20 protein-coding genes and 1 tRNA gene are annotated in these 25,178 nt (G+C 61.3%); 4 read left to right on the plus strand and 17 right to left on the minus strand.

Annotated features, from left to right (window positions below):
* Positions 1 to 15: 15 nt before the first annotated feature.
* Complete coding sequence (locus WNY80_RS18210; protein ID WP_342888836.1) at positions 16 to 945, plus strand: prolyl oligopeptidase family serine peptidase; 930 nt, start codon at positions 16 to 18, stop codon at positions 943 to 945.
* Positions 946 to 1,107: 162 nt separating this feature from the next.
* Here the strand turns inward: WNY80_RS18210 and WNY80_RS18215 are convergent, their stop codons facing one another.
* From WNY80_RS18215 to WNY80_RS18225, 3 genes are all read right to left on the minus strand, one after another.
* Complete coding sequence (locus WNY80_RS18215) at positions 1,108 to 2,118, minus strand: zinc-binding alcohol dehydrogenase family protein (RefSeq protein WP_342888837.1); 1,011 nt, start codon at positions 2,116 to 2,118, stop codon at positions 1,108 to 1,110.
* Positions 2,115 to 2,942, minus strand: a complete 828-nt coding sequence (locus WNY80_RS18220; RefSeq protein ID WP_342888838.1) for an SDR family NAD(P)-dependent oxidoreductase — start codon at positions 2,940 to 2,942, stop codon at positions 2,115 to 2,117. Before WNY80_RS18220 ends, WNY80_RS18215 begins: the two co-directional genes overlap by 4 nt.
* An 83-nt stretch (positions 2,943 to 3,025) precedes the next feature.
* Entirely contained in the window at positions 3,026 to 3,316 is a 291-nt protein-coding gene (locus tag WNY80_RS18225) for a putative quinol monooxygenase (RefSeq protein ID WP_342888839.1), read from the minus strand.
* Between the two features lie 98 nt (positions 3,317 to 3,414).
* Here WNY80_RS18225 and WNY80_RS18230 point away from each other — a divergent pair, with 98 nt between their 5' ends.
* Together WNY80_RS18230 and WNY80_RS18235 are read left to right on the plus strand one after the other, a co-directional pair.
* Positions 3,415 to 4,341 carry a LysR family transcriptional regulator gene (locus tag WNY80_RS18230; protein ID WP_342888840.1) on the plus strand — a complete coding sequence of 309 codons (927 nt, stop codon included), beginning with the start codon at positions 3,415 to 3,417 and terminating at the stop codon, positions 4,339 to 4,341.
* A 107-nt stretch (positions 4,342 to 4,448) separates the two neighbouring features.
* A complete protein-coding gene (locus WNY80_RS18235) occupies positions 4,449 to 5,864 on the plus strand; it encodes an MFS transporter (RefSeq protein ID WP_342888841.1) in 1,416 nt (471 codons plus the stop codon).
* Here WNY80_RS18235 and WNY80_RS18240 read toward each other — a convergent pair.
* Together WNY80_RS18240 and WNY80_RS18245 are read right to left on the minus strand one after the other, a co-directional pair.
* Complete coding sequence (locus tag WNY80_RS18240) at positions 5,847 to 6,563, minus strand: RlmE family RNA methyltransferase (RefSeq protein WP_342888842.1); 717 nt, start codon at positions 6,561 to 6,563, stop codon at positions 5,847 to 5,849. The two genes, WNY80_RS18235 and WNY80_RS18240, sit on opposite strands and share 18 nt — an antisense overlap.
* Positions 6,560 to 8,152 (minus strand): Ppx/GppA phosphatase family protein, encoded by a 1,593-nt coding sequence (locus WNY80_RS18245; RefSeq protein WP_342888857.1) that lies wholly within the window; start codon positions 8,150 to 8,152, stop codon positions 6,560 to 6,562. Before WNY80_RS18245 ends, WNY80_RS18240 begins: the two co-directional genes overlap by 4 nt.
* 227 nt (positions 8,153 to 8,379) lie before the next feature.
* Here WNY80_RS18245 and WNY80_RS18250 point away from each other — a divergent pair.
* Positions 8,380 to 8,453: transfer RNA gene (locus tag WNY80_RS18250), tRNA-Gln, on the plus strand.
* A gap of 209 nt (positions 8,454 to 8,662) precedes the next feature.
* On the opposite strand, the gene WNY80_RS18255 is transcribed toward WNY80_RS18250, so the two are convergent.
* From WNY80_RS18255 to WNY80_RS18310, 12 genes are all read right to left on the minus strand, one after another.
* Complete coding sequence (locus tag WNY80_RS18255) at positions 8,663 to 10,381, minus strand: recombinase family protein (protein ID WP_342888843.1); 1,719 nt, start codon at positions 10,379 to 10,381, stop codon at positions 8,663 to 8,665.
* Between the two features lie 3 nt (positions 10,382 to 10,384).
* On the minus strand, positions 10,385 to 10,834 hold the full coding sequence (locus WNY80_RS18260; RefSeq protein ID WP_342888844.1) for a DUF2924 domain-containing protein: 450 nt from the start codon (positions 10,832 to 10,834) through the stop codon (positions 10,385 to 10,387).
* Positions 10,831 to 11,187 (minus strand): DUF3489 domain-containing protein, encoded by a 357-nt coding sequence (locus WNY80_RS18265; protein WP_342888845.1) that lies wholly within the window; start codon positions 11,185 to 11,187, stop codon positions 10,831 to 10,833. The genes WNY80_RS18260 and WNY80_RS18265 overlap by 4 nt, the downstream gene beginning before the upstream one ends.
* 340 nt (positions 11,188 to 11,527) lie before the next feature.
* Positions 11,528 to 13,018 carry a siroheme synthase CysG gene (gene cysG, locus WNY80_RS18270; RefSeq protein ID WP_342888846.1) on the minus strand — a complete coding sequence of 497 codons (1,491 nt, stop codon included), beginning with the start codon at positions 13,016 to 13,018 and terminating at the stop codon, positions 11,528 to 11,530.
* Complete coding sequence (locus WNY80_RS18275; protein WP_342888847.1) at positions 12,990 to 15,665, minus strand: molybdopterin-dependent oxidoreductase; 2,676 nt, start codon at positions 15,663 to 15,665, stop codon at positions 12,990 to 12,992. The genes cysG and WNY80_RS18275 overlap by 29 nt, the downstream gene beginning before the upstream one ends.
* On the minus strand, positions 15,662 to 15,994 hold the full coding sequence (gene nirD / locus WNY80_RS18280) for a nitrite reductase small subunit NirD (protein ID WP_342888848.1): 333 nt from the start codon (positions 15,992 to 15,994) through the stop codon (positions 15,662 to 15,664). The genes WNY80_RS18275 and nirD overlap by 4 nt, the downstream gene beginning before the upstream one ends.
* On the minus strand, positions 15,991 to 18,444 hold the full coding sequence (gene nirB, locus WNY80_RS18285) for a nitrite reductase large subunit NirB (protein WP_342888849.1): 2,454 nt from the start codon (positions 18,442 to 18,444) through the stop codon (positions 15,991 to 15,993). The genes nirD and nirB overlap by 4 nt, the downstream gene beginning before the upstream one ends.
* Before the next feature lie 4 nt (positions 18,445 to 18,448).
* Positions 18,449 to 20,209 (minus strand): nitrate ABC transporter ATP-binding protein, encoded by a 1,761-nt coding sequence (locus WNY80_RS18290; protein WP_342888850.1) that lies wholly within the window; start codon positions 20,207 to 20,209, stop codon positions 18,449 to 18,451.
* Positions 20,210 to 20,218: 9 nt separating this feature from the next.
* A complete protein-coding gene (locus WNY80_RS18295) occupies positions 20,219 to 21,286 on the minus strand; it encodes an ABC transporter permease (protein ID WP_342888851.1) in 1,068 nt (355 codons plus the stop codon).
* Between the two features lie 74 nt (positions 21,287 to 21,360).
* Complete coding sequence (locus WNY80_RS18300; protein WP_342888852.1) at positions 21,361 to 22,740, minus strand: CmpA/NrtA family ABC transporter substrate-binding protein; 1,380 nt, start codon at positions 22,738 to 22,740, stop codon at positions 21,361 to 21,363.
* Between the two features lie 320 nt (positions 22,741 to 23,060).
* Positions 23,061 to 24,272: a CmpA/NrtA family ABC transporter substrate-binding protein gene (locus WNY80_RS18305; protein WP_342888853.1), complete on the minus strand. Its 1,212-nt coding sequence runs from the start codon at positions 24,270 to 24,272 to the stop codon at positions 23,061 to 23,063.
* A complete protein-coding gene (locus tag WNY80_RS18310) occupies positions 24,273 to 24,872 on the minus strand; it encodes an ANTAR domain-containing protein (RefSeq protein WP_342888854.1) in 600 nt (199 codons plus the stop codon). It lies immediately after the preceding gene.
* Between the last annotated feature and the right edge of the window lie 306 nt (positions 24,873 to 25,178).

The following is a 25,178-nucleotide window of genomic DNA, read 5'->3' on the forward strand; positions in this document are numbered from 1 at the left end:
CTGGAGGCTGCCGGCTTGCCTCCGCTGATCGCCGTGCATGACCTGTATGCAGCCTCCACCGGCTCCGGGTTCGACGACACAGGACAAGAGACGCCGTTGAGCGAGGGGACAAAGATCGGCTGGTGGCAATCATCCGGCGTTGAAAACACCGTCGCATCGGTTCTCGCCCTTCCTCCGACCCGTTCAGACCCGGGTCCACTGCCCACTGTTGTGCTGATCAGGAGCCATCCGGCAAGCGGCACCGGCCGGGATAACGAGCTTACTGTCCGGTTCCTGACCAATCGCGGATATGCGGTGCTCTCCATCGATTGCGGATCGCTGACAGACGACAGCAGAGTTCCGGACACGCAAACCGGTATCTACACCGAAGGCAGATGTACGGCGGCGGAAATTCTGGATGAAACCAGGCGACTGGCCGAACAGGAAATTGCAGACCCGGAGGCCATTGCAGTCCTCGGATCGGGTATGGGCGGCTATCTCGCACTCATGACCATGGCGCTCGAGCCCGGCCTGTTCAAGGCCGCGATCGTGCATTCCCCGGTGTTGGACAGAGCGCTCCCTGCCCCGGAAAACCGGTTTGAACTGAGACCGCAGCAGGCTGTCGTGACCAACAGCATGGAGCCTGACGAGAGTTCGCGCGATGAGCTGACGTCTTCCATCTCGTCATCGTATGATCTGGCGCGGAGCATTCAGGGCGCGGTTCTGATCACACATGGCAAAGCCGACACGGTTGCGCCGGTGGAGTATGCACATGCGCTTGCGCGCGCTCTTTTTGAAAACGGAACGCATGTCGAAACGGCATTCTTCAATCATGAAGACCACGCCTATTCCCGTTGGCAAACCCGGGTGCAGGTGGCGCGCATGACGGAAAGCTTTCTCGCACGTTGCCTGGGTGGCCGGGACGGCGGGTACGACTATATCGAACTGCTGGCAAAACTGTTCTGACAGCGTGTCCAATCGCCCGAATTCGCCGGCCACAAGATGCAAAGCGGCCGGGGGCATGCGTTGAGCCGTTGTGAGTGATCCCCACAACCGATCCCGTCAACGCATGCCCCCGGCCCCCATCATCCGTGATCCCGGCATTCAGACCAGGAACCGGACCGGTTGTCAGAAACCTTCGACGACCACCTTGCCCTTGGCGGTTCCGGTTTCAATCAGCGCGTGCGCCTTGCGCATGGTTTCCGCATTGATCGGGCTCAGCACCGTATCGAGCGTGGTGCGGATGCGGCCGGCGTCAATTTCATCCGCGACATAGCTGAGCAATCTGTGTTGCTCGATCATGTCCGGTGTCTGGTGCATGGCACGGGCGAACATGAACTCCCAATGCAGGCTGGCAGCCTTCATCTTCATACCGGCCATCGGCATCGGCAGGTCGGTGTCGTCGATGGTGACAATCCCGCCCTGCGGACGGATCAGTTCAACCGCCGTGTTCCAATGGCGCATGTCGTTGAAGATGGCGATATGATCCACATTCTGAAAACCGAGAGCGCGAACCTGCGCAACCATGTCTTCGCGATGGTTGACGACGTGGTCTGCGCCAAGTTCGCGGACCCAGCTTTCAGTTTCCGGGCGCGAGGCGGTGGCAATGACAACGAGACCGGCTGCCTTGGCCAACTGGATGCCGATGGAGCCGACACCGCCGCCGGCGCCGATGATCAGGACCGACTGGCCCTTGTCTGCGCCGTCCCGGTCAATGCCGAGGCGGTCAAAGAACGCCTCATAGGCGGTGATGGTGGTCAACGGCAGGGCCGCTGCCTCGGCAAAGCCAAGGCTTTTCGGCTTGAAGCCGACAATGCGCTCATCAACCAGATGAAATTCCTGGTTGGTGCCAGACCGGGTGATGTCGCCGGCGTAGTAGACTTCGTCGCCAGCCTTGAACAAAGTGACATCCGGGCCGACTGCTTCAACGATACCGGAGGCGTCATAGCCGATGACGCGCGGTGTTTCCTCGACCGTCTCCTTGGGGGCGCGAACCTTGGTGTCGACAGGGTTCACCGACACCGCCTTGACCGCAACAAGGATGTCGCGCCCGGACGGGACCGGCTTGGGCAGATCGACATCAAGAAAGGCCTTGGGGTCTTCAACGGGAAGGTAATGGGTAAGAGCAACAGCTTTCATCGGACTTGTTCCTGTTCTTGAGTGAGTTTGGAGATGATCAAATCGACAAGGTCCACGATTTCCCCGGATTTTCTGGGATCAAGGGCGTCGGGATGGGGGGCGGCAAAGCGGCCTGAATCATTGTCGAAATACAGACCCGAGGCCGCGGCGAACTCGGCATCCAGTGCCGCGCGGCACAGGATGTCGGCGCCAATGGCCAGATCGCCGCCAGCCACACCGAACGCCTCTTTCACCATCTTGCTGCCAAGCATGGAGCCGGGATTGACCGAAACAACGACAGGCCCCTGACCTTTGAGTTGCAGCCCGAGACTACGGGACCACATTGTCAGCGCCAGCTTGCTTTGCGCATAGGCCGCGCCGTCGGACAGCGCGGTTTTTCCGGCAAGCGCTTGCGGATCTACGGGCGCCTGCGCGGCCGAAGACAGGTTGATCACGCGCCCCGAGGCTTGCATCAGCGGCAAGAGACGCCGTGTGAGCAGGCAGGGGGCGATGGTATTGACAGCGAACCGGATATCAAGCCCGTCGGCGGCCACCGGGTCAGCCGCCCGGTAGACACCGGCATTGTTGATCAGGACATCGAGCCTTGCATGCTGCCTGGTCACGGCATCCGCCAATGCTTCGATATCAGCCATGCGCGACAGGTCGGCCTGATAGGTTTCGACGCTCCCGCCTTTCGTCAATACGGAGAGGGTCTCTTCAGCCTTGGCGAGCTTGTCCGGATTGCGCCCGTGCAAAAGCACATTGTGACCGGCTGCGAACAGCAGCTTGGCCGTCTCCAGGCCGATGCCGTCAGTCGAGCCGGTGATGAGAATGGTTTTTTGCATGATGCTTTTATCCTTCCCGTTGGCGTCGGTGGGGCCCGGGGGCGTCCACGGGTTGGTTACCCGACCCGTGGACGCCTGATTGTTCAACCGACCTGAGTCATTTCATTGAGAGTGAACTCGACGACCGCACCTTCGGTGGCCTGCATGTAGGCGGCCAGATGGGGGGCATTCATGTGGGTCTGCCAAAGCTCGCGGGTTTCCCAGTTTTCATGAAACATGAAATGCGCCGGGTTGGCGTTGTCCTGATACAGATCGTAATTGATGCAGCCCGCTTCGGCGCGGGTGATCGGGATCAGCTTCTCAAGCTCCGCCTTGACCAGCGCGATCTTGTCGGGGTTCGCCTTGATGTTGGCTACAATGGTCAGTCTGGTCATATCGAAATCTCCTTGGTTGGTGTGATTGGAGATTTAACCTCTTGCCTGATCCGAACAAACGGGCAATATGCGAATTGATAATCCGGATATTCCGTACAATGCTTCTCAACAACATCGCCCTGTTCCAGAAAATCGTCGAAAAGGGCAGCCTTTCAGGTGCCGGGCGCGAGCTGGGCCTGTCGCCGACCACGGTCTCCGAGCGACTGGCAGCGCTGGAAGCCCATTACGGCGTGGTGCTGCTCAACCGCACGACCCGCGCCATCAGCCTGACGGAAGAAGGCCGGACGCTTGTCGAGGGCGCCAGGCAGGTGCTCGACGAGATGGAGGATCTGGAAACGCGCATCCGCCATGGGGCGCAAACCCTGTCGGGCCTGATCCGGGTCAGCGCCCCCAGCGATCTCGGGCGAACCATCGTTGCAGGCGAGATCAACCGCTTCCTGGCTCTGCATCCATCGATTTCCGTCGAAATGCTGCTTTCGGACGGCTACATCGACATTGTCGGGCAGGGTTTTGACATCGCCGTCCGCTTCGGAGCCGTGACCGACAGTTCCTTGCGTGTCAGGAGCATGGGCCAGTGGCGGCGGCTGGTTTGCGCCGCGCCGAGCTATCTCGAAAAGCACCCTGCTCCCAGGACACCGGCCGACCTCAAGCATCACAATTGCCTGGTGATGCGGTTCGGCGTCAATCTGGACAATGTCTGGCGTCTCGGCCCAAACGCCCTGCAGCAGATCGTCACCGTGCGCGGCGACCGCGTTGCCAATGACAGCGCGCTGGTAAGGCAATGGGCGCTTGCCGGCCACGGTGTCATGTTCAGATCAGAGCTGGATGTCGGGCCGGATATCAAGGCCGGCCGGCTGGTCGAGCTGCTGCCCGAATTTGCGCCACCGCCGACGCGGATCCAGATGCTGTTCCCTCCGAGCCGGGCCCAACCCCGGCGGGTGCGGGCGCTGGCCGATCAATTGGCAGCGGCGTTTCAGAGCGCGCAAAATTCGCGCGGCACCGAGCATCAACACCAGGCAGATTGACATAGCGTCACTCTTTCGGTTGCCGCAATTTCCTGTAATACCGGTCAACGCGTCAGCTTTCTCAAGCGCCCCGGTGCGGGCGCCACATGCTCCAACGGATCTGCCCAGTGAATCGCTCAATCCCGCTTGTTCTGGCCGTCGCTCTTTTCATGGAGCAGATGGATTCGACAGTCATCGCCACCGCACTTCCAGCGATCGCGGCCGACATCCACACCAACCCGATCTCGCTCAAGCTGGCGCTGACGGCCTATCTGGTATCGCTGGCGATCTTCATCCCGATTTCCGGCTGGATGGCCGACCGCTTTGGCGCCCGGCGCATTTTCGCCATCGCGATCGGGGTCTTTCTGACCGGGTCGATTGCCTGTGCGGCTTCGGGCAGCCTGGTCGAGTTCGTTGTTGCACGGTTCCTGCAAGGCATGGGCGGCGCCATGATGACGCCGGTCGGCCGGCTGGTGCTGCTCAGGACAACCGAGAAATCGCAACTGGTCAGTGCCATGGCGTGGTTGACGATCCCGGCGCTGGTCGGCCCGATGGTCGGTCCGCCGGTGGGTGGCTTCCTGACCACTTTCCTGAGCTGGCACTGGATCTTCCTGATCAACATTCCGATCGGGCTGGCGGGCATCGTTTTCGCGCTGAAGATCATTCCCGATGACGGTGTCCGGCTGCGCGACAAGGTGGACTGGACAGGCTTCGTGCTGTCAGGTGGCGCGGCCTCGGGGATCGTCTTCGGCCTGTCGGTGATCAGCCTGCCGGTGTTGCCGCCGGTGTGGGGAATCGCCGCCACTGCGGCAGGCGTCTTGTCGCTGGTCGCCTATTTCAGGCACGCCCGCGTTCATCCCAAACCGCTACTCGACCCAAAACTTTTCAGGAACCGGACATTTTCCCTGTCGCTGCTTGGGTCAAACCTGTTTCGCGTCGGCTCGGGCGCGGTCCCCTTTCTGCTGCCGCTGATGCTGCAGCTCGGGTTCGGCATGTCGCCGTTCCAGTCCGGAATGATCACCTTCATTTCGGCGGCCGGCGCCATCGTGATGAAATTCGCGATCAAACGAATCCTGACCCTCGGCGGTTTCCGCACCACGCTGCTGGTGGCGGCGGCCGGGGCGGCCATGTCAATTGCGGTCAACGGTTTTTTCACGCCCGCAACTCCGATCGCGCTGATGCTGGTCATCCTGTTCGCCAGCGGGCTTGTCCGGTCGATGTTCTTCACCTCGGTCAACGCGCTGACCTTTTCCGAAATCGGCCCGGAATCGGCGGCACAGGCGAGCTCGATCACGTCCGCTTTCCAGCAGGTTTCCATCGCCATCGGCGTGGCGCTTGCCGGCGGCATTGTCGAGGTGGCGACAAGGATGAACAGCGGGGTGCTCGATCTGAGCGCGTTTCACACGGCGTTCTTCGCCGTCGCCGCGCTGACGGCCTTTGCAATCCTGCCGTTCCTCGCGCTGCCGCCGGATGCCGGGGGCGCGGTATCGGGCCACACGCTCAAACGGGCAGGTTCACGCGCGGCCTCACCCGTCCGCAGTTGAGTCCGGCTGGCTGCGGCCCTTGAAGCCCTTGGCGAGCACGAACATCTCGACCGATTCCGCCCGTGAGGACGGCGGCTTGATGTGGATGACCGACTTGAAATTCTTCTTCAGCAGGTTCAGCAGATCATTCTCGGTGCCACCCTGGAAGGTCTTGGCGAGAAAATGTCCGCCAGGCGTCAGCACCTCGATGGCGAAGTGCGCTGCCACCTCGCACAAATGCATGGTCCTGAGGTGATCGGTGCGCTGGTGGCCGGTGGTGGGTGCGGCCATGTCCGACAGCACCACGTCAGGGGCCCCGCCAAGTGCATCCTTGAGCGCCTGGGGTGCAGCATCATCGAGGAAGTCCATCTGCAGGAACTTGACGCCCGCCAGGCCATCCATCTCAAGGAAATCGATGGCCACCACCTTCGGATCTTCGTCGGTGGAATCGGTCACCTGCGCCGAGATCTGCGACCAGCCACCGGGCGCGGCTCCCAGATCGATGATCCGCCGGGCCTTGTCGAGGATCTTGTGCTTGGCATCGATTTCGAGAAGCTTGTAGACGGCGCGCGAGCGGTAGCCTTCCTGCTTGGCCTGCTGGACGTAAGGATCGTTGAGATGCCGTTCGATCCAGCGCCGTGAGGAGGCCTTCAGCTTGCTCTTGCGCTTGACCTTCTGTCCGAGCTTGCGGCCAGTGGGGCCTGATGGAGGACGGGTCATGGTTTTTCCCCTTGGGCAGGCCGGTGGTTCCGGTGGCGGAAGTTTCTGCCGCTTCGGCGCCAGGCGCCGTCGGACGCCATCATTTCATTGAGCAGACCTTCGCGCAGGCCCCGGTCGGCGACGCGCATCCGCTGCGACGGCCAGCGCTTGCGAATCGACTGCAGGATGGCGCAGCCGGCAAGCACCAGGTCAGCCCGGTCGGCGCCGATGCAGGGATTGGCCGCGCGGGCCTCGAAATCCCAGGACAGCAGCCGGTCGAGCATCAGATCGACATCTTCGTTCGACAGCCACAAGCCGTCCACCTTGCGGCGGTCATAGCGCGGCAGATCCAGATGCAGGCCGGCCAGCGTGGTCACCGTTCCCGATGTGCCAAGCAGATGAATTCGCGGCTCGCCCAGACCGGAGAAGGCGGGCAATGCCGGAGGATTGAAATCGGCCAGCATGACATCGACTTCCGCGACCATCGCCTCGAACACCGCCGGCGTGACCAGACAGCCGCCATGGCGTTCGGACAGGGTGACGACGCCAACCGGCAGCGAGGTCCAGGCCTTGATGTGATTGGCCAGCCGGTTCGAGCGGTTCTCGGTCAGGTCGATCATGGCGATCTCGGACGAGCCGCCGCCGATATCGAACAGCACCAGACCGTCGGTCTCACGGCCCACAAGCGAGGAGCAGCCGGCAACGGCCAGCCTGGCCTCGGTTTCGCGGGTGACGATCTCGAGCTCAAGGCCTGTTTCCTCAAGCACGCGGGCGAGGAATTCCTCGCCGTTGCGCGCCGATCGGCAGGCTTCGGTCGCGATCAGGCGATGACGCCGAACGGGGCGGTTTTTCAGCTTTCCGGCACAGACCTTCAAGGCCTCGACGGCCCGGTCCATGGCGTCCTGCGACAGCTCACCCGTGGCATCAAGCCCTTCACCGAGCCTGACAATGCGGGAGAACGCATCGACCACCCGGAACTGGCCCGGCCGCGTCGGCTGCGCGATCAGCAGACGGCAGTTGTTGGTGCCCAGATCAAGGGCTGCATAAAGATCATCTGTGTGCCTGCGGGGGGCCTGGGGAGACGCTGTCGCGCCCTGATCGGCATGTTTGGAGGCTTCGCCGTGACGCTGGCCGTGGTGACCCGCAGGGCCATGTGTCTTTGCCTGCGTCTGGCCCGGCGCCTTTTGCGGGGCCAGCGGACGGCCCTGTATTTCACGGCCGGATTTGCGGCGCCTGCGCCGGCCTTTCTTCTCACCGGGCGCCGCCGTGGCGGCAACGGGAGCCGAGCTGTTGGGTGTGGACGGGCTGGAATCGGTCTTGTTTTCGGCCTTGCGCGCGGATTTCCGCCGCCGCCGCCTGCGCCGTCCGGACGGCTCGGAGCCGGCTTTGTCGATGGTGGAATCACTGGCTGAAGCACGCACTGATGGCGTGCCATCAGTAGACGAGCTTGAGACCACGGGCTTGCCGTGTCCCTGCTTCACACCATCTGCCGCCGCCGTAGAGGCGCGTTCAGACGGTTTGTCACCTGCCAGTGATGCACCTGCGTTTGGCGTATCGCCATCCCGAAGGTCTTTCACGGTCTGTCCTGTCGTGCGCGGCGGGCAGAACATGCCCGCACCGCGCTTCACGGTTTGTCGTTGACAAAAGATTAGCAAACCGGCGATCAGAACGCAAAACTCTTTTTGCCCCGCCTGCAAGCACCACCCCGCATGGTAGCTGTGGAGCTGGACCGGGGCAGCTCGAAAAGTTTGCAAAACCATAACATCCGGGTTTGCATCCTCACTGATTATTGGTTATAAGCCGCCCCGCTGGCCCAAAATTTCCGGTCCGCACCCGTTGGGGAATAGGTTAACGGTAGACCCGCAGACTCTGACTCTGTTAGTCCTGGTTCGAATCCAGGTTCCCCAGCCACTCTTTTCAAGTTTTTGATCTGATTTACTTTCTCGCTCGGATTGCGGCTATATTTCAATGGCTTGCAAGCGCACTCGTGTGACTGAGACCGGATATGTGGCTTTTCCCGGCCCCTGAAACGCCGAAAGTCTCAGTCGGCCAATTTGGGGCTGACAGTTTGCCGAAAGAGCATCACCAGGCCATCGGGGTATTTGGGGTTTGGTGCTCAATCAGAGAGTCGCAAGGATGCGCCGTTGGGCCTGCCAATCCGAGGGCAACGGATTGATGCCGAGCCATTTTGCGGTGAGGGCTTCGGGCTGGTCGCCCTGGACAATGAGCTTGACGACGTCGGGTGCAAGGAAAGCCAGGTCAATCACCTGCATGATCCGCCGCTTCGAGAGGTTTTCGCTTTCCGCAATCTCCTCGAATGTCTGGCCGTTCTTGATAGCGTCATAGTACTGATGCGCCTTGGCGATGCTGCGGATCAGGGTGGTGTCGATCGGTTTCGAATTGTCAGTTCCGATCGTGAGTTTCGTTTCGACGCCACGCTTTTTGAACTGGAACGGCAGTTCGAACACCAAGGTATCCGGGTTCAGCTCATCTTCCGAGATCTCGATAGAATCGGCGACTGTTTCTGGATTGAGACTGAGCTCGACTGCACCTGGACTGATCCTTCCCTTTTCGATGCAGGATAGGGTTAAGTTCGGACCCCTTGTGCGCGACTGCGCATCCAGCAGATTGAGCTGGCTGCCAATCTTTGAGATCGTATCGGTCGCGGGGTTGATCAGCAGGTCGACCGGGAGCCGGTTTCGAAGATGGGACAGGGTTGCCTTGGCGATCTGATCTTCAAGCGCCTTGGCTGGCAGCCTCCAGCCACCGGTCTTCCTGCTGCTACCGTCTTTCCCGGCAGTGTTGAGCAGGCGGTTGGAGACATAATAACGGTAGCGCTTTCCCTTCTTGCTGGCATGACTTGGGGTGAACTTGTCACCGGTCTCATCAACAAGCGTGCCGGCAAGAGGACTGATGATTGACCCATCCTTCCCCTCACCACGCTTTCGGCCGGCACTTTCCTTCATATGCTCCTGGACCCGAACCCAAACATCCGGATCGATGATTGGCGGATGCTGCCCCTCGTGGATTGTCTCCTTATGCCGGATGCGACCGGCATAGACCGGGTTGGTCAGCAGGTAGTGAAGTGCTGCGCGTTCGAAGGTGACACCACAAGCACCCGGATTGATAGAATGCGTTGCGGCGTCGGCCCCATCTTCGTCAGACCGCTTGTTGACCTCTTTCCGTTTCCTAGCCTTTGCCTTGCCACGCAACCCCAGCCTGTTGGCGTGATCCACCACCGCGAGGATCGAACGATGCTTAAGGTAGAGATCATAGAGCGTTCTGACTGTCTCAGCTTCCTCCGGTACAATCTTCAATGTTCGCCCATCCGGCTCATAGCCCAAGGGGATGGTGCCCCCCATCCACAACCCCTTCTTCTTGGAAGCGGCGATCTTGTCCCTGATCCGCTCCGCGGTGACTTCGCGTTCGAACTGGGCGAAGGAGAGAAGCACGTTGAGCGTCAACCGCCCCATGCTGGTCGCGGTATTGAAGGATTGTGTCACGGAGACAAACGACGCATCGGCTGCATCCAGGCGATCGACCAGCTTGGCGAAGTCGGCGAGGGAACGAGTGAGCCGGTCGATCTTGTAGACAACGATCTGGTCGACCAACCCCTCATCCACATGCTGGAGGAGTTTCTTGAGCCCTGCCCTTTCCAGGGTACCACCGGAGATACCGCCATCATCGTAGTGCTCAGGCAGCGCCACCCAGCCCTCGTGCTTCTGGCTGGCGATGTAGGCAGCACAAGCTTCCCGCTGGGCATGGAGGGAGTTGAACTCCTGGTCCAACCCCTCCTCCGATGATTTCCGTGTGTAGATGGCACAGCGGATCTTCTTCATGGTCTACCCCAATCCGAAGAAGCGCGGACCCGACCAATGAGCGCCCGTAATCTTCCTGGCGATGGCGCTGAGCGACCGATACCGTTTGCCATCCATCTGGAAGCCATCGTCCAGAACCTCAATCTGATAGGTCCTGCCGTTCCACTCACGGACCAGATGGGTTCCGGGTCTGAGCGTGGATTGGAGAGCCGGTCTAGGACGACCTCCCCCTTCGGATGTTCTTTGATCGGCCTTCAAAACGGCTTTGAGGGCCTTTCGAACCGCCGTTGAAGGGCCACCATGGGTTTTCATCTGTGCTTCATATGCCAGCGCGCTGCGCATGAACTGCACCGAGACATACTTCAGCGACTGACCTCCCATCGTACGCCGCCATTCGTCGATGCAGTCCTCGCGAGACATTGTTTCGAAGCGAGCGATCTTGACAAACTCCTCTGCCCTTGCCGCCCGATTCATGACGACGCCTCGGCGGCATCGGCTTCATTCTCCTTCGAGTTGGCATTGATCGCGTAGACCATCTCGCCGGTCTTTGGAGACTTCGACGTCGAGACCTCATGCCCACGTTTGCGCAGACCCGAGATTGCTGCCCGCACGGTATGGGCCTGCCATCCCAGCCGGTCCGAGATCACCGAGACCCGCACGCCATTCGGCTTCGACAGCAGGGCCACCAACTGATCTTGCTTGCTCTTGGCGCCTTTGTTGCCCGACTTCGCTGAAGTGGCCCCACGCTTCCTTTTCGACGCATTCGCTGTCGCGGCGCCCTCGAGCGCATTCTGGTGTGCGTCATTCTCGATCTTCTGCGTATTCATCGTGATCTCCACTCAGGTTCCAGGACCGGAACATCCGGCCCCGCACTGAGTGAAGCCCGCGACGCGGGCAGGATCAGCAGCGACACGATTTCGCTGACCCGACATAAGGAATGCTTGCTTTGACGTGGAAGTCCAGCGGGAGTTCGGAGACGTTGCAGAGCGTAGAACGCAAGGGTGGCCATCGCTTTCAGAGCGACCGCTATGCGCCCCCATTCCGGTCATTGGGCGCAACTTCAATTTTTCCTGAAAGGGGACAGTACTATCTAAGGCGCCAGAAGCCACTTTTCGGAAGTTAGAGACGTTCATCCCACGAAGGCAACTTGGCGAGGATTGCGGCTCGTCATTGACAACCGGCGGAAACGAGGCTGCAGGTGACGCGGACTTGCCTTTCGCTCAGTGCTGCGAACACCGAGCCCACACCTACGAGCACCGGTTCGTCATAGCCGATGATTGTCATACCCCCGGCAAGATCCCGGAGTGTCCCCGTCCAGCGTTCAAAGCCCTCGCGGGCAACGGATCTAGAAATCACAACCGGCATTGACGGATCCATGCCCATTTCCATCAACCGGGCCGCGATCTCGCCGGCCGTGCGTCCACCCATATAGAAGACGGTGGTGGTTCTGGCATCGGCGATGCCAGCCCAGTCCAGATCCTTCGGCAGCTCGCCATTGCGGCTGTGGCCGGTGACGAAGCGCACCGACTGGGCGTGATCGCGGTGCGTCAGTGACACACCAAGCTGTGCGGCCATGGCCAATGCAGAGGTGATGCCCGGAACCACCGACACGGCGATGCCTTCATCCTGAAGCCGGGCGATCTCCTCTCCTGCCCGGCCGAAGATCATCGGATCGCCGCCTTTCAGCCGCACCACATGCTTGCCGGCCCTGGCAAGCTTGACCATGGTCGCGTTGATGTCGTCCTGCCTGCAACTCTCCCGCCCGCCGCGTTTTCCCACCAGCATGCGCCTGGCCTCGCGGCGCGCCAGTTCCAGCACATCAGCCGAAACAAGATCATCAAACAGGATGACATCAGCGGCCTGCAGCGCGCGAACCGCCTTCAGTGTCAGAAGCTCGGCATCCCCGGGCCCGGCGCCAACCAGGGTCACCCTGCCCTCCCGCCTTGTTTCCGCCGGCTGAAGCGCATTTGCCTGGCGCAACATCTTCTCGGCTGCACCTTTTTCCGGTGGCGCGCCAAAGGCACGATCAACAAAGAATTCCCAGAAGGCGCGCCGTTGCGGCCCCGGTGCCAGCCGGTCATTGACCGTCTTGCGAATGGTCTGCGCCAGCTGCGCCCAGGCAGCCAGCGCCGGCGGAAGCAGGGTCTCGATCCGGCGTCTGATCGCCTGGCCGAGAATGGGTGCGGCACCGTCGGTCGAAATGGCAATGACGGCCGGTGAGCGGTTGACGATGGAGCCAAACTGGAACTCGCACCAGGCCGGCCTGTCGATCACATTGACGGCCACGCCCGCCGTCCGTGCGGCACAATAAAATGCCTGCGCCTCGCCCTCGCTCTCCGCGTCACAGATGGCGATCTGCATCAAGGCAAAACTTTCCGCCGACCATGGCCTCTGGTGCCAGACATACGACCCCGACACCGCGGGGGCTGCGATGAGATCGGCGAAGACCGGATCAAGCCGCTCGGCATGGACATGCACTTCCGCGCCGGCTGCGGCGAGCAGTTCCGCCTTCCAGGCCGCCGCTTCGGAGCCACCGGCGATCAGCACCTTCTTGCCCTGGAGCTTGTAGAACACCGGCAAAGTCGCCAGCGGCGCCATCCGCTCGTGGCGTGACGGGCCGCGCCGGACCTTATTCTGCTGCAATGATCTGATGTTCATCGAGTATCACCTTGATTTCCGCTTTGCAGGAGCCGCAATTGGTGCCCGCGCTGGTGCTGCGCGAGACCGCGTCGACACTGCCGCAGCCGCTGCGCACCGCACCGATGATGTCGTTGACGCCGACATTCATACAGGCGCAGACGATGGCGCCCTTGTCGGGCATGTCATTGGCCGGACGGCCGGCGATGATGCGCCAGCGCGAGGACAGATTGGCATAGTCCTGCTCGAGCTGATCGGCGGCCCAGCTGCGCGAGACCGCCACAGGCTGACGCGAAAGAAAAACCGCGCCAAGCAGAGACGTGCCGTCAAACGCGGCATGGCGGACAAGTCCGCTTTTCGGATCGGTGAAGGAGAGCAGCGGGGTGGCGGCATCAATGCCCAGAACCGCACAGATGAAGTGCTGCACCTCGTCATGGTCTTCCACCAAGGCGAATTCCGCCCGCCAGCCGCCCACGGTTCGGGCAACCGCCCAATAGCCCGCGGCCTCGAGCACCGGTTTGTTGCGGCTGACGACAAAGCCGTACTGACGCGCTTCAAATCTCGCCAGACTGGCGGCCGTGTTTTTCAAGGCAGGCTGGCCGGAGATCGGATCAACATCTGGCGCCACAAGCCGGTCAACCCGCGCACCTGAAGTCCATTGATCCGTCCAGTGCATCGGCACGAAAATGTTGCCGCGCTGCTGGCGGTCGGTCAGCAGCGCCCGCACCACGATCTCGCCCCGCTCGCTCTCTACCTTGACCAGATCCGCTTCGCCGATGCCCAAGGCCCGGGCGTCGGCCGGATGGATCTCGGCGAAGGGTTCGGCGATATGCGCGGAGAGACGCGGGCTTTTCGCCGTCCGCGTCATGGTGTGCCAATGATCGCGAATGCGGCCCGTGTTCAGCATAAACGCATGATGAGCGATCGTCGCCAGCTGACGAGGCGGCGCCACTGCGACAAACTGGGCCAAACGGTCCGGCGTGAAAAACCCGCCATTGGCAAAGAAGCGCGTGTCAGACGTGAGCGACAGATCATCGGCCGGCCTTGGCCACTGAAATGGCGCGAGGTCATCATAGGCGGCATCGTCAATATCGGCGATCGCACCAAGATCCAGATCGCGCGTGCCACCGTTCTCGAAGCCTGTCTGGGCCGCGTATTCCCGCATCACCGACGCTGCGTTTGGAAAATCAAACGCCGTGGCATGGCCCATGCGCTTGCCGACTTCGGCCATCTGCCACCAATCAGCCCTCGCCTCCCCTGGCAGAGGCAATAACGCCCGCTGGCGAGAGATGCGGCGCTCGGAATTGGTCACCGTGCCGTCTTTCTCACCCCAACCGAGCGACGGCAGTTTCACATCTGCATGCCGGATGGTGTCGGTTTGCGCCATGATGTCGGAGACCACGACGAAGGGACAGGCTGCAAGGGCTGCCTCGACCGCAGCGGCATCAGGCATGGAATCGACCGGGTTGGTGGCCATGATCCAGATCGCCTTGATCTTCCCCTCCGCCACCGCCTGGAACATGTCGACGGCCTTGAGCCCGGCCGTCTGGGCAATCTTCGGCGAGTTCCAGAAGCGCTGCACCCGGTCGCGATGCTGAGGGTTCTCGATCTCCATATGGGCTGCCAGCGTGTTGGCAAGGCCGCCCACTTCGCGGCCGCCCATGGCATTGGGCTGGCCGGTCACAGAGAACGGGCCCATGCCCGGCCTGCCGATGCGGCCGGTGGCCAGATGGCAGTTGATGATGGCATTGACCTTGTCGGTGCCGCTGCGCGACTGGTTGACGCCCTGGCTGTAGACCGTGACCACCTTTTCCGCCCCGGCCCACAGCGCGTAGAACTGTGCGAGCTGGCTCGCATCGAGCCCGGTTTGCGTGGCCAGATCGGCCGGGCATTGGGCGCGGGCGCTCTCCAGCGCCTGGTCGAACCCGCTGGTATGGGCTGCGACATAGGCCTCATCGACAAACCCATTGTCGGCAAGATGCGCCAGCAGACCCAGAAACAGGCTCACGTCGCCATCGGGCGCGATGGCCAGATGCAGGTCGGCAAGGTCGGCGGTCATTGTCCGACGCGGATCGATCAGCACCACCTTCATCCCGGGCCGCGCCGCCTTGGCCGCCGCGATGCGCTGGTAAAGCACCGGGTGACACCAGGCCAGGTTCGACCCGGTCAGCACCACGAGATCGGCAAGCTCGAGATCCTCATAGGTCCCCGGCACCGTGTCGCTGCCGAAGGCGCGGCGGTGGCCGGCGACAGAGGACGCCATGCAGAGCCGCGAATTGGTGTCGATATTGGCTGAGCCGATAAAGCCCTTCATCAGCTTGTTGGCGACGTAGTAATCCTCGGTCAGGATCTGGCCCGAGACATAGAAGGCCACACTGTCCGGCCCGTTCGCCGCGATCGTCTTAGAGAAGGTGGATGCCACGAGGTCGAGTGCTGCGTCCCAGGAGGCGCGTTGGCCGCCCACCTCGGGAAACAGCAGGCGCCCGTCGAGATCGACGGTTTCGCCCAGCGCCGAGCCCTTGGAGCACAACCGCCCCAGGTTTGCGGGATGGTCCGGGTCGCCCTTGATCGTGACGGCGCCCCCCTCCTCCAGGGTCGCCAGGACTCCACAGCCCACCCCGCAATAGGGACAGGTGGTCTTGACCGTTCGGGGCGGGCCGACGGTCATTTCGCCTGACCGAGGCCGAGAATGACCTCTTCGCCTTCCAGCCTGACCGGGATCGACAGGGTCTGGCCCTCATCGGCCCCTTGCGCAGCCCCGGTCTCGAGGCTGATCACCCAATTGTGCAGCGGACAGGTGACGCAGCCGTCATGGACAATGCCCTGGCTCAGAGGGCCTTTCTTGTGCGGACACTTGTCTTCGAGCGCAAACACCCGGTCGTCGGCGGTACGGAAGATGGCGATGCTCATCTCGCCGCTTTTCACACAACGGGCGCCGCGCCGCGGGATGTCGTTGATGCTGCCGACCCGAACCCATGCCTGTGTCATCGCGTTCATTCCGCAGCCTCCAGGCTCAGCGTCGCCATCGGGTTGAACTCGTGCTTGTCCTTGCCCGAAACCCTTTCCGACCAGGGATCGACCTGGGCAAATTTCTGGCTGAAGACGAAACGGTCGTAGTAGGCCTTGCGCTTGTCGGGCTGCTGCATGATCTGGTCGCGGATCTCGTCGAGACCGACACGCTTGGCCCATTTGTAGATGCGTTCGAGATAGCGGCCCTGCTCGCGGTACATCTGCGCCAGCGCGACAACATGTTCCATGACCTCGTCCTCGGTTTTCACATTGCCGAGGATTTCGGTGCCCTTGATGTCGAGACCGGCAGCACCGGCGAAATGGATCTCGTAGCCACTGTCGACACAGATGACGCCGATGTCCTTGCAGGTGGCTTCGGCGCAGTTGCGCGGGCAGCCGGAGACCGCCAGCTTAAGTTTCGCCGGGGTCCAGGAGCCCCACATGAATTTCTCCAGCTTGATGCCGAGGCCGGTGGAATCCTGCGTGCCGAACCGGCACCAGTCGGTGCCGACGCAGGTTTTGACGGTACGAAGACCCTTGGCGTAGGCCTGGCCCGAGACAAATCCGGCCTTGCCGAGATCCGCCCACACCGCCGGCAGGTCTTCCTTCCTGATGCCGAGCATGTCTATGCGCTGGCCACCGGTGCATTTGACCGCCGGAATGTTGAACTTGTCGACCACATCGGCGATGGCGCGCAACTCTGTCGACGACGTCATGCCGCCCCACATTCGCGGCACCACCGAATAGGTGCCGTCCTTCTGGATGTTGGCGTGAACCCGCTCGTTGATGAAGCGCGACTGGTAGTCATCGGCATATTCGTTCGGCCAGTCGCAGACCAGATAGTAATTCAGCGCCGGCCGGCATTTGGCGCAGCCGCAGGAGGTCTTCCATTCCAGTTCCTGCATCACCGCAGGAATGGTCTTGAGCTGTTTCGCCTTGATCAGGCGGCGCACATCATCATGGCCGAGATCGGTGCAGCCGCACATCGGCGTCACCGCTGCCGGGTTGTAGGCATCTCCCAATGTCAGAGCGAGCAGCTGCTCGACCAGGCCGGTGCAGGTGCCGCAGGACGCAGACGCCTTGGTATGGGCGCGCACCTCGTCGAGACCGGTCAGCCCCTTGGAGGTGATGGCTCCCGTGATTTTTCCCTTGCAAACGCCGTTGCAGCCGCAGATTTCCGCATCATCCGGCAAGGCTGCAACGGCTGCCATAGGGTCCATGGGGGACCCTCCCTGATAGGCCTGGCCGAAAATCAGCGTCTCTCGCATGTCCGAAATGTCTGTCTGCTTCTTCAGATGATCGAAGAACCAGGCGCCATCGGCGGTTTCACCGTAGAGAACCACGCCAAGGATCCTGTTGTCCTTGAGCACAAGCCGCTTGTAGACCCCCGCTGCAGCATCGCGGAGCACGATCTCCTCACGGTCTTCGGCCTCGGCGAAATCGCCGACCGAATAGAGATTGATGCCGGTGACCTTGAGCTTGGTCGCCGTCGAGGTCTCGACGAACCGCTTGCCCGCATCACCGCAAAGATGCGAGGCGGCGACCTCGGCCATCTGGTAGAGCGGCGCCACCAGCCCGTAGACATTGCCGTTGACCTCGACACATTCCCCCACCGAATAGATGTCGGGATCGCTGGTCTGCATGTGGTCGGAGACGACGATGCCGCGATTGACCGAGAGTCCGGCGTCTTTCGCCAGCGCAGCACTTGGCCGGATGCCGACCGCCATGACCACGAGCGTCGCCGGAATGATGGTGCCGTCCTCAAGCTCGATGCCTTCGACACGGGTGTCACCCAGGATCTGTTTGGTGCTGGCCTTGGTGATGACCTTGATGCCGCGGCTCTCGAGTTCCTGCTCGAGAAGATAGCCGGCGGCCGGATCGAGCTGGCGCTCCATCAGCGACGGCATCAGATGGATGACGGTGACATCCATGCCGCGTTCTTTCAGCCCCGCGGCAGCTTCAAGGCCGAGCAATCCACCGCCGATGACAACGGCCTTGCCGCGCGACTGGGCAGCGACCAGCATCGCATCGACATCATCGAGATCGCGATAGGTCAGCACGCCGGGCAGCTTGTGGCCCGGAACCGGAATGATGAACGGTGCCGAACCGGTGGCAATCACCAGCTTGTCGTAAGCGGCAACCTCGCCATGCTCCGACCTGACGGTCCTGGCCTCCCGGTCGATCTCGACCACCTTGTGGCCCTTGTAGAGCATGACGCCGTGCTCGATATACCAGCCGTCACCATGGATGATGATGTCTTCGAAACTCTTCTCGCCCGAGAGCACCGGAGAAAGCATGATGCGGTCATAGTTGACGCGTGGCTCGGCGTTGAAGATCGTCACATCATAGGCGTCAGGCGCTGTCTCAAACAGATGTTCGAGCATCCGTCCCGGCGCCATGCCATTGCCGATAACAACCAGCTTTTGTTTCTCAGTCATGAGCTTACTCCGCTGCGGTCAGACTGGTGGCCGCGCTTTTTTGGCGGGCGACCCGTGCGGACCGTTTTTGAGAAATGGATTGCAACTGAGCCTCGGACGGGTTGGCGCCGCCCTCATAGGCCTCGAGGAATTCAAGCAGTTCCTCGCGGTAGGCGTAGTAATCAGGATGATTGAGCAGCGCCTTGCGTGAGCGCGGGCGCTCCAGGTCCACTTCCATGATATTGCCGATCCGGGCGTTGGGGCCGTTCGACATCATCACCACCCGGTCAGCCAGCAGGATGGCTTCATCGACATCGTGGGTGACGCAGATGGCGGTCACCTGCGTGCGCTTCCACACATCCATCAGCACATCCTGCAACTCCCAACGGGTCAGGCTGTCGAGCATGCCGAAGGGCTCGTCGAGCAGCAGCAGCTTGGGTGACAGCGCGAATGCCCGGGCAATGCCGACCCGCTGCTTCATGCCGTTTGACAGGTCGGAGGCGGCGCGGTGCATGGAATCAATAAGCCCGACGCGCTGCAGATAGTATTCCGCCACATCGTTGCGCTCGGCTTTGCTCGCATTCGGGTAAACCCGGTCGACGCCCAGCGCCACATTCTCGTAAGCCGTCAGCCACGGCATCAGCGACGGAGCCTGAAACACCACCGCCCGGTCCGGCCCGGCCTCGGTGATGTGCTTGCCGTCGAGGATGATTGCGCCTTCGGTGATCGGGTTGAGGCCCGCCACCATCGACAGCACAGTGGACTTCCCGCAGCCCGAATGCCCGATGAGCGTGGTGAACTCGCCCTTTTTCATCTTCATCTCGAAGCCGTCGACGACCGTCAGCGGACCCTTTGGCGTCGGGTAGACTTTCTTCAGCTGGCTGAATTCCAGGAAGTTTTCGTCCCTGAGCGCTGTTGACGCCTCGACATAGGCCTTTGGCAGCTTTTCCTTGCCGAGCGAGATCGGTACGATGTTCGGCAGTTGGATCTCGCGTTCGTCCTCCGACCCGCGCTCTGCGCCGACTTCCATCAGGTAGCTGGTGATTTCACCGCGCAGGCGAATGAAATCCTCATCCGAATTCATGTCGGCACGGTTGCGCGGCCGGGCGATATTGACTGGAAAATCCGGACCAAGCGTCGCGTTCGGACCCGGCTTGAGCGGGATGATCCTATCGGCGAGAAGAATGGCTTCATCGACATCATTGGTGATGAGGATGATGGTCTTCTTTTCCTTCTGGCAGATGTCTGCGAACTCGTCCTGCAGCTTGGCACGGGTCAGCGCGTCAAGCGCCGAGAGCGGTTCGTCAAGCAGCAAGACTTCAGGCCGCATGGCCAGCGCCCGCGCCACCGCAACCCGCTGGCGCATGCCGCCAGACAATTCCGCAGGTTTGCGGTCGCGGGCATGGCTGAGACCAACCATGTCGATATAGGTATCGGCGATAGCGGCCCGCTCGGAGCGGGACTTTTTCCTGAACACGCTGTCGACGGCAAGGCTGACATTGCCGGCAACGGTCATCCACGGCATCAACGAATAGGACTGGAACACCACGCCGCGTTCGGGACCCGGGCCATCGATTTCGCTGCCTTTGAAGATCACTCCGCCTTCATCGGGCTCTATCAGCCCGGCGAGCAGCGAGATCAGGGTTGTCTTGCCTGAACCCGAGAAGCCGACGATGGCGATGAACTCACCGTCCGCGACCTTCAGGTTGATGTTGCTCAGCACCTCGGTGCGCTCGGCACCTTCGCCATAGGATTTGGACAACCCGGATATTTCGAGAATAGTCATCGCATTCCCCTACCGGTTGGCCGAAAAGGTGAAGGCGCGCTGCAGGGCAAACATCAGCCTGTCGAGCATGAACCCGATGATGCCGATGGTCAGCACCGCAACCATGATCTTGGCCAGCGACTGCGAAGAGCCGTTCTGGAACTCGTCCCAGACGAATTTGCCAAGACCCGGATTCTGGGCCAGCATTTCAGCCGCGATCAGCACCATCCAGCCCACACCAAGCGACAACCGCAGCCCTGTAAAGATCAAGGGCAGCGAGGACGGCAGCACAACTTGCGTGATGGTGCGCGAGGTCGGCAGCTGCAGCACGCGGCCGACATTCATCAGGTCCTTGTCGACCGAGGCCACACCAAGGGCTGTGTTGATCAGCGTTGGCCACATCGAACACAGGGTAACGGTGACTGCCGAAATCAGCAGCGACTTCGGCATCCAGTCAAACGGGTTAGCGTAGGTCGCCGAGATGATCATGGTGACGATCGGCAACCAGGCCAGCGGCGACACCGGCTTGAAGATCTGGATCAGCGGATTGATCGCGCCGTTGAAGGTTTTCGACAATCCCGATCCGATCCCCAGCGGCACGGCGATCAGCGTGGCAATGCCGAAGCCAAGGCCGACGGTGAACAACGACGTGATGATCTGGTCGAGATAGGTAGGCTTGCCGGTATAGGTGCGGAACTTCGGCTCCTTGCCGGCGGCAACCAGCTTTTCATTGCGCTGGTCCTGCCGGTCATAAAAGGCTGCCGCCTTTTCCCGTTCGCGAACGTGATCGTCCCAGAGATTGCCAGCCTGTTCCCAGACTTCCACCGGTCCGGGAACTGCCCCGAGCGAGGTCTGCACCTTTGGCGCCAGAACGCCCCAGGCAACCACAAAGGCCAGAATGCCCAAGAGAGGAATGAGCAGCACGCGCTTGAGCTCGCCCAGTTGTGTGCGCGGGCTGTCGCCCGCCATCATGCGCAGGATCGGAACCAGCCATGAAAAGCCGAGTGCATCGAGCCAGCCGCTGGCCTTGGTAATGGCGGAGAAAATCCTCTCGCGGCCTGCGAGATCGGTGGGTGCGGTATCGGTGGCGTTTGCCATCGTTTCAGATCCTTGTGAGAAGACAATCCGGAGCGGAGCGCCCGGCAAGGCGCCCCGCAGCGTTGGAACGGGTCTCAGCCGCCGGCGACTTCATCGCCCTTGAGGCCGATGGTCAGGCTGTCGAGATAGGCGTTGGGTGCCTTGCCGTCGTAGGCGATGCCATCAATGATATCGGCGGCAGGCGTCGGCGCGCGGTAGCCATCGGTCTCCCAGGGGAAGTCTGCTTCTGCCACATGGCCTTCCTCGACCAGCATGCGTGCGGCCTTGAGATAGATGTCGGGCAGATAGACTGACCTGGCGGTTTCATCGAACCACTCATCCGATTTGGCGTCTGAAATCTGGCCCCAGCGGCGCATCTGCGACAGGTACCAGACGGCGTCGGAGTAATAGGGGTAGGTGGCATAATACCGGTAGAACACGTTGAAGTCCGGCACCTCGCGCTTGTCGCCCTTCTCGTACTCAAAAGTGCCGGTCATCGAGTTGGCAATCACCTCGGCGTCCGCGCCGACATATTCGGACCGCGCCAGGATCTCGACGGCTTCAGGCCGGTTGGCGTTGTCGTTCTCGTCGAGCCATTTGGCCGCGCGGATCAGCGCCTTGGTCAGCGCCAGCGTGGTGTTGGGGTTTTCTTCGGTGAACTCCTTGGTCAGGCCGAAGACCTTTTCCGGATTGTTCTTCCAGATCTCGTAATCGGTGATCACCGGCACGCCGATGCCCTTGAACACGGCAGCCTGGTTCCAGGGCTCGCCAACGCAATAGCCGTCGATTGTGCCGGCTTCGAGCGTGGCCGGCATCTGCGGCGGCGGCGTGACCGACAACAGCGCATCGGCGCCGATCTGGCCGGAGACATCCGACGCAGAATAAAAGCCCGGATGAATGCCGCCCGACGCAAGCCAGTAGCGCAGTTCGTAATTGTGGGTGGAGACCGGGAACACCATACCCATGTTGAACGGGCGGCCCTCGGCCTTGAACTTGTCGACTACCTTTTTCAGCGCGTCCGCCTTGATCGGATGCACCGGCTTGCCGTCCGGACCGTGTTCCAGATGCGGCTTCATCAGCTCCCACACCTCGTTCGACACGGTGATGCCGTTGCCGTTGAGATCCATCGAGAACGGGGTGACGATGTGGGCCTTGGTGCCAAAGCCGATGGTCGCGGCCAGCGGCTGGCCTGCCAGCATGTGGGCGCCGTCGAGCTCGCCGGTGATCACCCGGTCGAGCAGCACCTTCCAGTTGGCCTGCGGCTCAAGCGTGACGAACAACCCCTCGTCTTCAAAATATCCCTTCTCGTAGGCAATCGCCAAAGGCGCCATGTCGGTGAGCTTGATGAAGCCGAATTTCAGCTCGTCCTTCTCGACGTCGAGCATTTCGGCATGGCCTGGCGTCAGCATGGTGGCCGATGCCAGGGCCAGCGCGCTGAGGGCAAGAGCGGTACGCCGTGTGAATTTCATGACCATTCCCTGTCTCCTTTGGCGGTTTCTATGACCGCAATAAAAAAAGCCGCCAAATCGAAGTGCCGCGGGAGGATGCGGGTAACTTCGATTTGGCGGCGTTGCCTAAGTGGGTCCGTCATTGGACCTAATGTCAGCCTTGGAAAGCTATCTTGAGCTTTGCAAGGAGCGTGCCAGTTTAGCGAGAACCCTATTTCTCATTCAAATACAACAGGATAAAAATTGATGGACGCTGGGAGAGCTTTTCCGGAGTGCGCACGCATTGTGCAAAGCAGCAAAAAGCAAAGACTAAAAAACAGACAGATTGCACTGCTGCACCGGACAGGTCAGACCGTCTGGTTGGCAATATAGGCATCCAGCCTGTCGGGATCGAAGACCGTTCCGTCGAAGAAACCGTCCGGGCCGAGATAGAGAAATTGCGAGGAGGCGCCGACCGCGACCGTCTCGGTCAGCGCGCCTTCCACCTTGGAGTTGGCCGAAGGCACCGGCACGCCGATCCCGGTCATCACAGCGCGGTAGATATCCGGGCGGTAGCTTTGACGCGCGGTCTCCGCGTGCGCGGCGGAATGGCCAACATAGCCGCAACGCACCATCTGCGAATAGAACCACAAGGCGTGGCTCTGCCAGGGAAAGGTCGCGGCGCGGGCATGCGGCTGGAAGAAATCACGCCCGCCGCCAGGCACAGACGCTCCGAGGATGGAACCGTCCAACGCCGGCAGAATGAATTCGGCGGGCTGATCCAGATAGGCGGGTGAGCCCAGAAGGGTCGCCAGTTCGGAATGATTGGATGGCTGGCCGCACCATTCAGCCGAGCGGTAGAGCGCGCACAGCAGGGCGTGAAGCGTCTGGGCATTTTCACCGGCCCAGTCTTCCCGCACAGCCAGAACCTTTTCCGGACTTGAGGCCCAGATCGAGGATTTGGTGGTGATGATCCGTCCTGCGCCTCTGGCCACCCCGATCGAGTTCCAGGGTTCGCCGACGCAATAGCCGTCGATCTGACCGGAAGCCAGGGCATCGGCCATCAGGGACGGCGGCAGGATGACGATCTCGATATCGCTGTCCGGGGTGATGCCGGAGGCACTGAGCCAGTAGCGCAGTTCGAAATTATGTCCGGAGAACGGATGCACCACGCCAAAGTGCAGCGGTTTGTTGCCTCTTGTTTTGCCGGTGGCGGCAACTTCGGCAAGCGCCCGTCCGGCCGCTGCCGCGTCCAGGCCGCTAAACCCGCAGTCCTGCATCCGGGCCAGAAGCGCAGTGCTCACCGTGATGGCGTTGCCGCCAAGGCCGAGCGCCATCGGCGCGATCAGACGCGTGTCAAACGGGGTCAGCCCTAAATTGGCGGCAATCGGCATCGGCGCCAGCGCATGGGAAATCTCGAACTGGCCGACGGCCAGCTTGTCGCGGACATTGGCCCAGGAGGTCTCGCGCACCAGATTGAGCGCGATGCCCTCGGCTTCGGCAAAGCCGCGTTCTTTCGCGGCAATCAGGATGGCGCTGTCGGTCAGGGGCAGAAATCCGGCGCTGAGTTCTGTGATCATCTACTTGCCCTCATCCCCAAGCAACCGCGCCGACATCACCAGGCTTTCGGCCACATCGACGATCTTGCGGTTTGTGTTCATCGCCGCCTTGCGCAACAGCTTGTAGGCAGCGTCTTCATCGACCCCGCGCGATTTCATGATCAGGCCTTTGGCCTGGTCGATCACCTTGCGTTGTTCAAGCGCGCCGCGGGCTTCTTCCAGTTCGCGCTCGAGCCGGGAGAACGCGTTGAAGCGGCTGATGGCCATATCCAGAATGCTTTTGACGCGCTCCTGGCGCAGCCCATCCACGACATAGGCAGAGACCCCGGCATTAATCGCCGATTGCATGGCTTCGGTGTCGGAACGATCGACAAACATCGCGATCGGCCGTTTCACCGCGCGCGACAATTGAAACATGTTTTCAAGCATGTCGCGGTTGGGGTTTTCGAGATCGATAACGATTACATCCGGCTCATGCAGGGCAATTTTCGAGGCGATGCCGTGCATTTCATTGATCACCATCACCTGGCTGTGCCCGGCAGCCGCCAGCCCCGCCTCGATTATCGAAGCGCGTGTGGTGTTTTCATCAATGATCAGCACAGACGGAAGACGTTCGGTCATGACAACATTGTGCGCAAATAGCGAAATTGTGCAATGCACAATATGCTGCGTTACTGAAATGAAATTGCCAACTCGCTTGAGGGAGATCGGTTCGATCGTGCCGATTGTCTGCTACAACTAGCCTAAACCCCGCAAGCGGACATTCCGCTTCCGGCCCCAAACAAGCCGGACGGGAATGCGCCCCCGACTCCGGCCTTTCAGCCTTACATCTTAATTGCCCATTAGCCGACAGAGGTGGTTCGGATTGTCTGAACAGTTTCGGGCGTCTGCTTAAGTGGATTTCCGCCCTGATTATGCTGCCGCCAG

It is taken from the genome of Hoeflea sp. AS16, assembly GCF_038900095.1.
Lineage (GTDB): Bacteria > Pseudomonadota > Alphaproteobacteria > Rhizobiales > Rhizobiaceae > Hoeflea.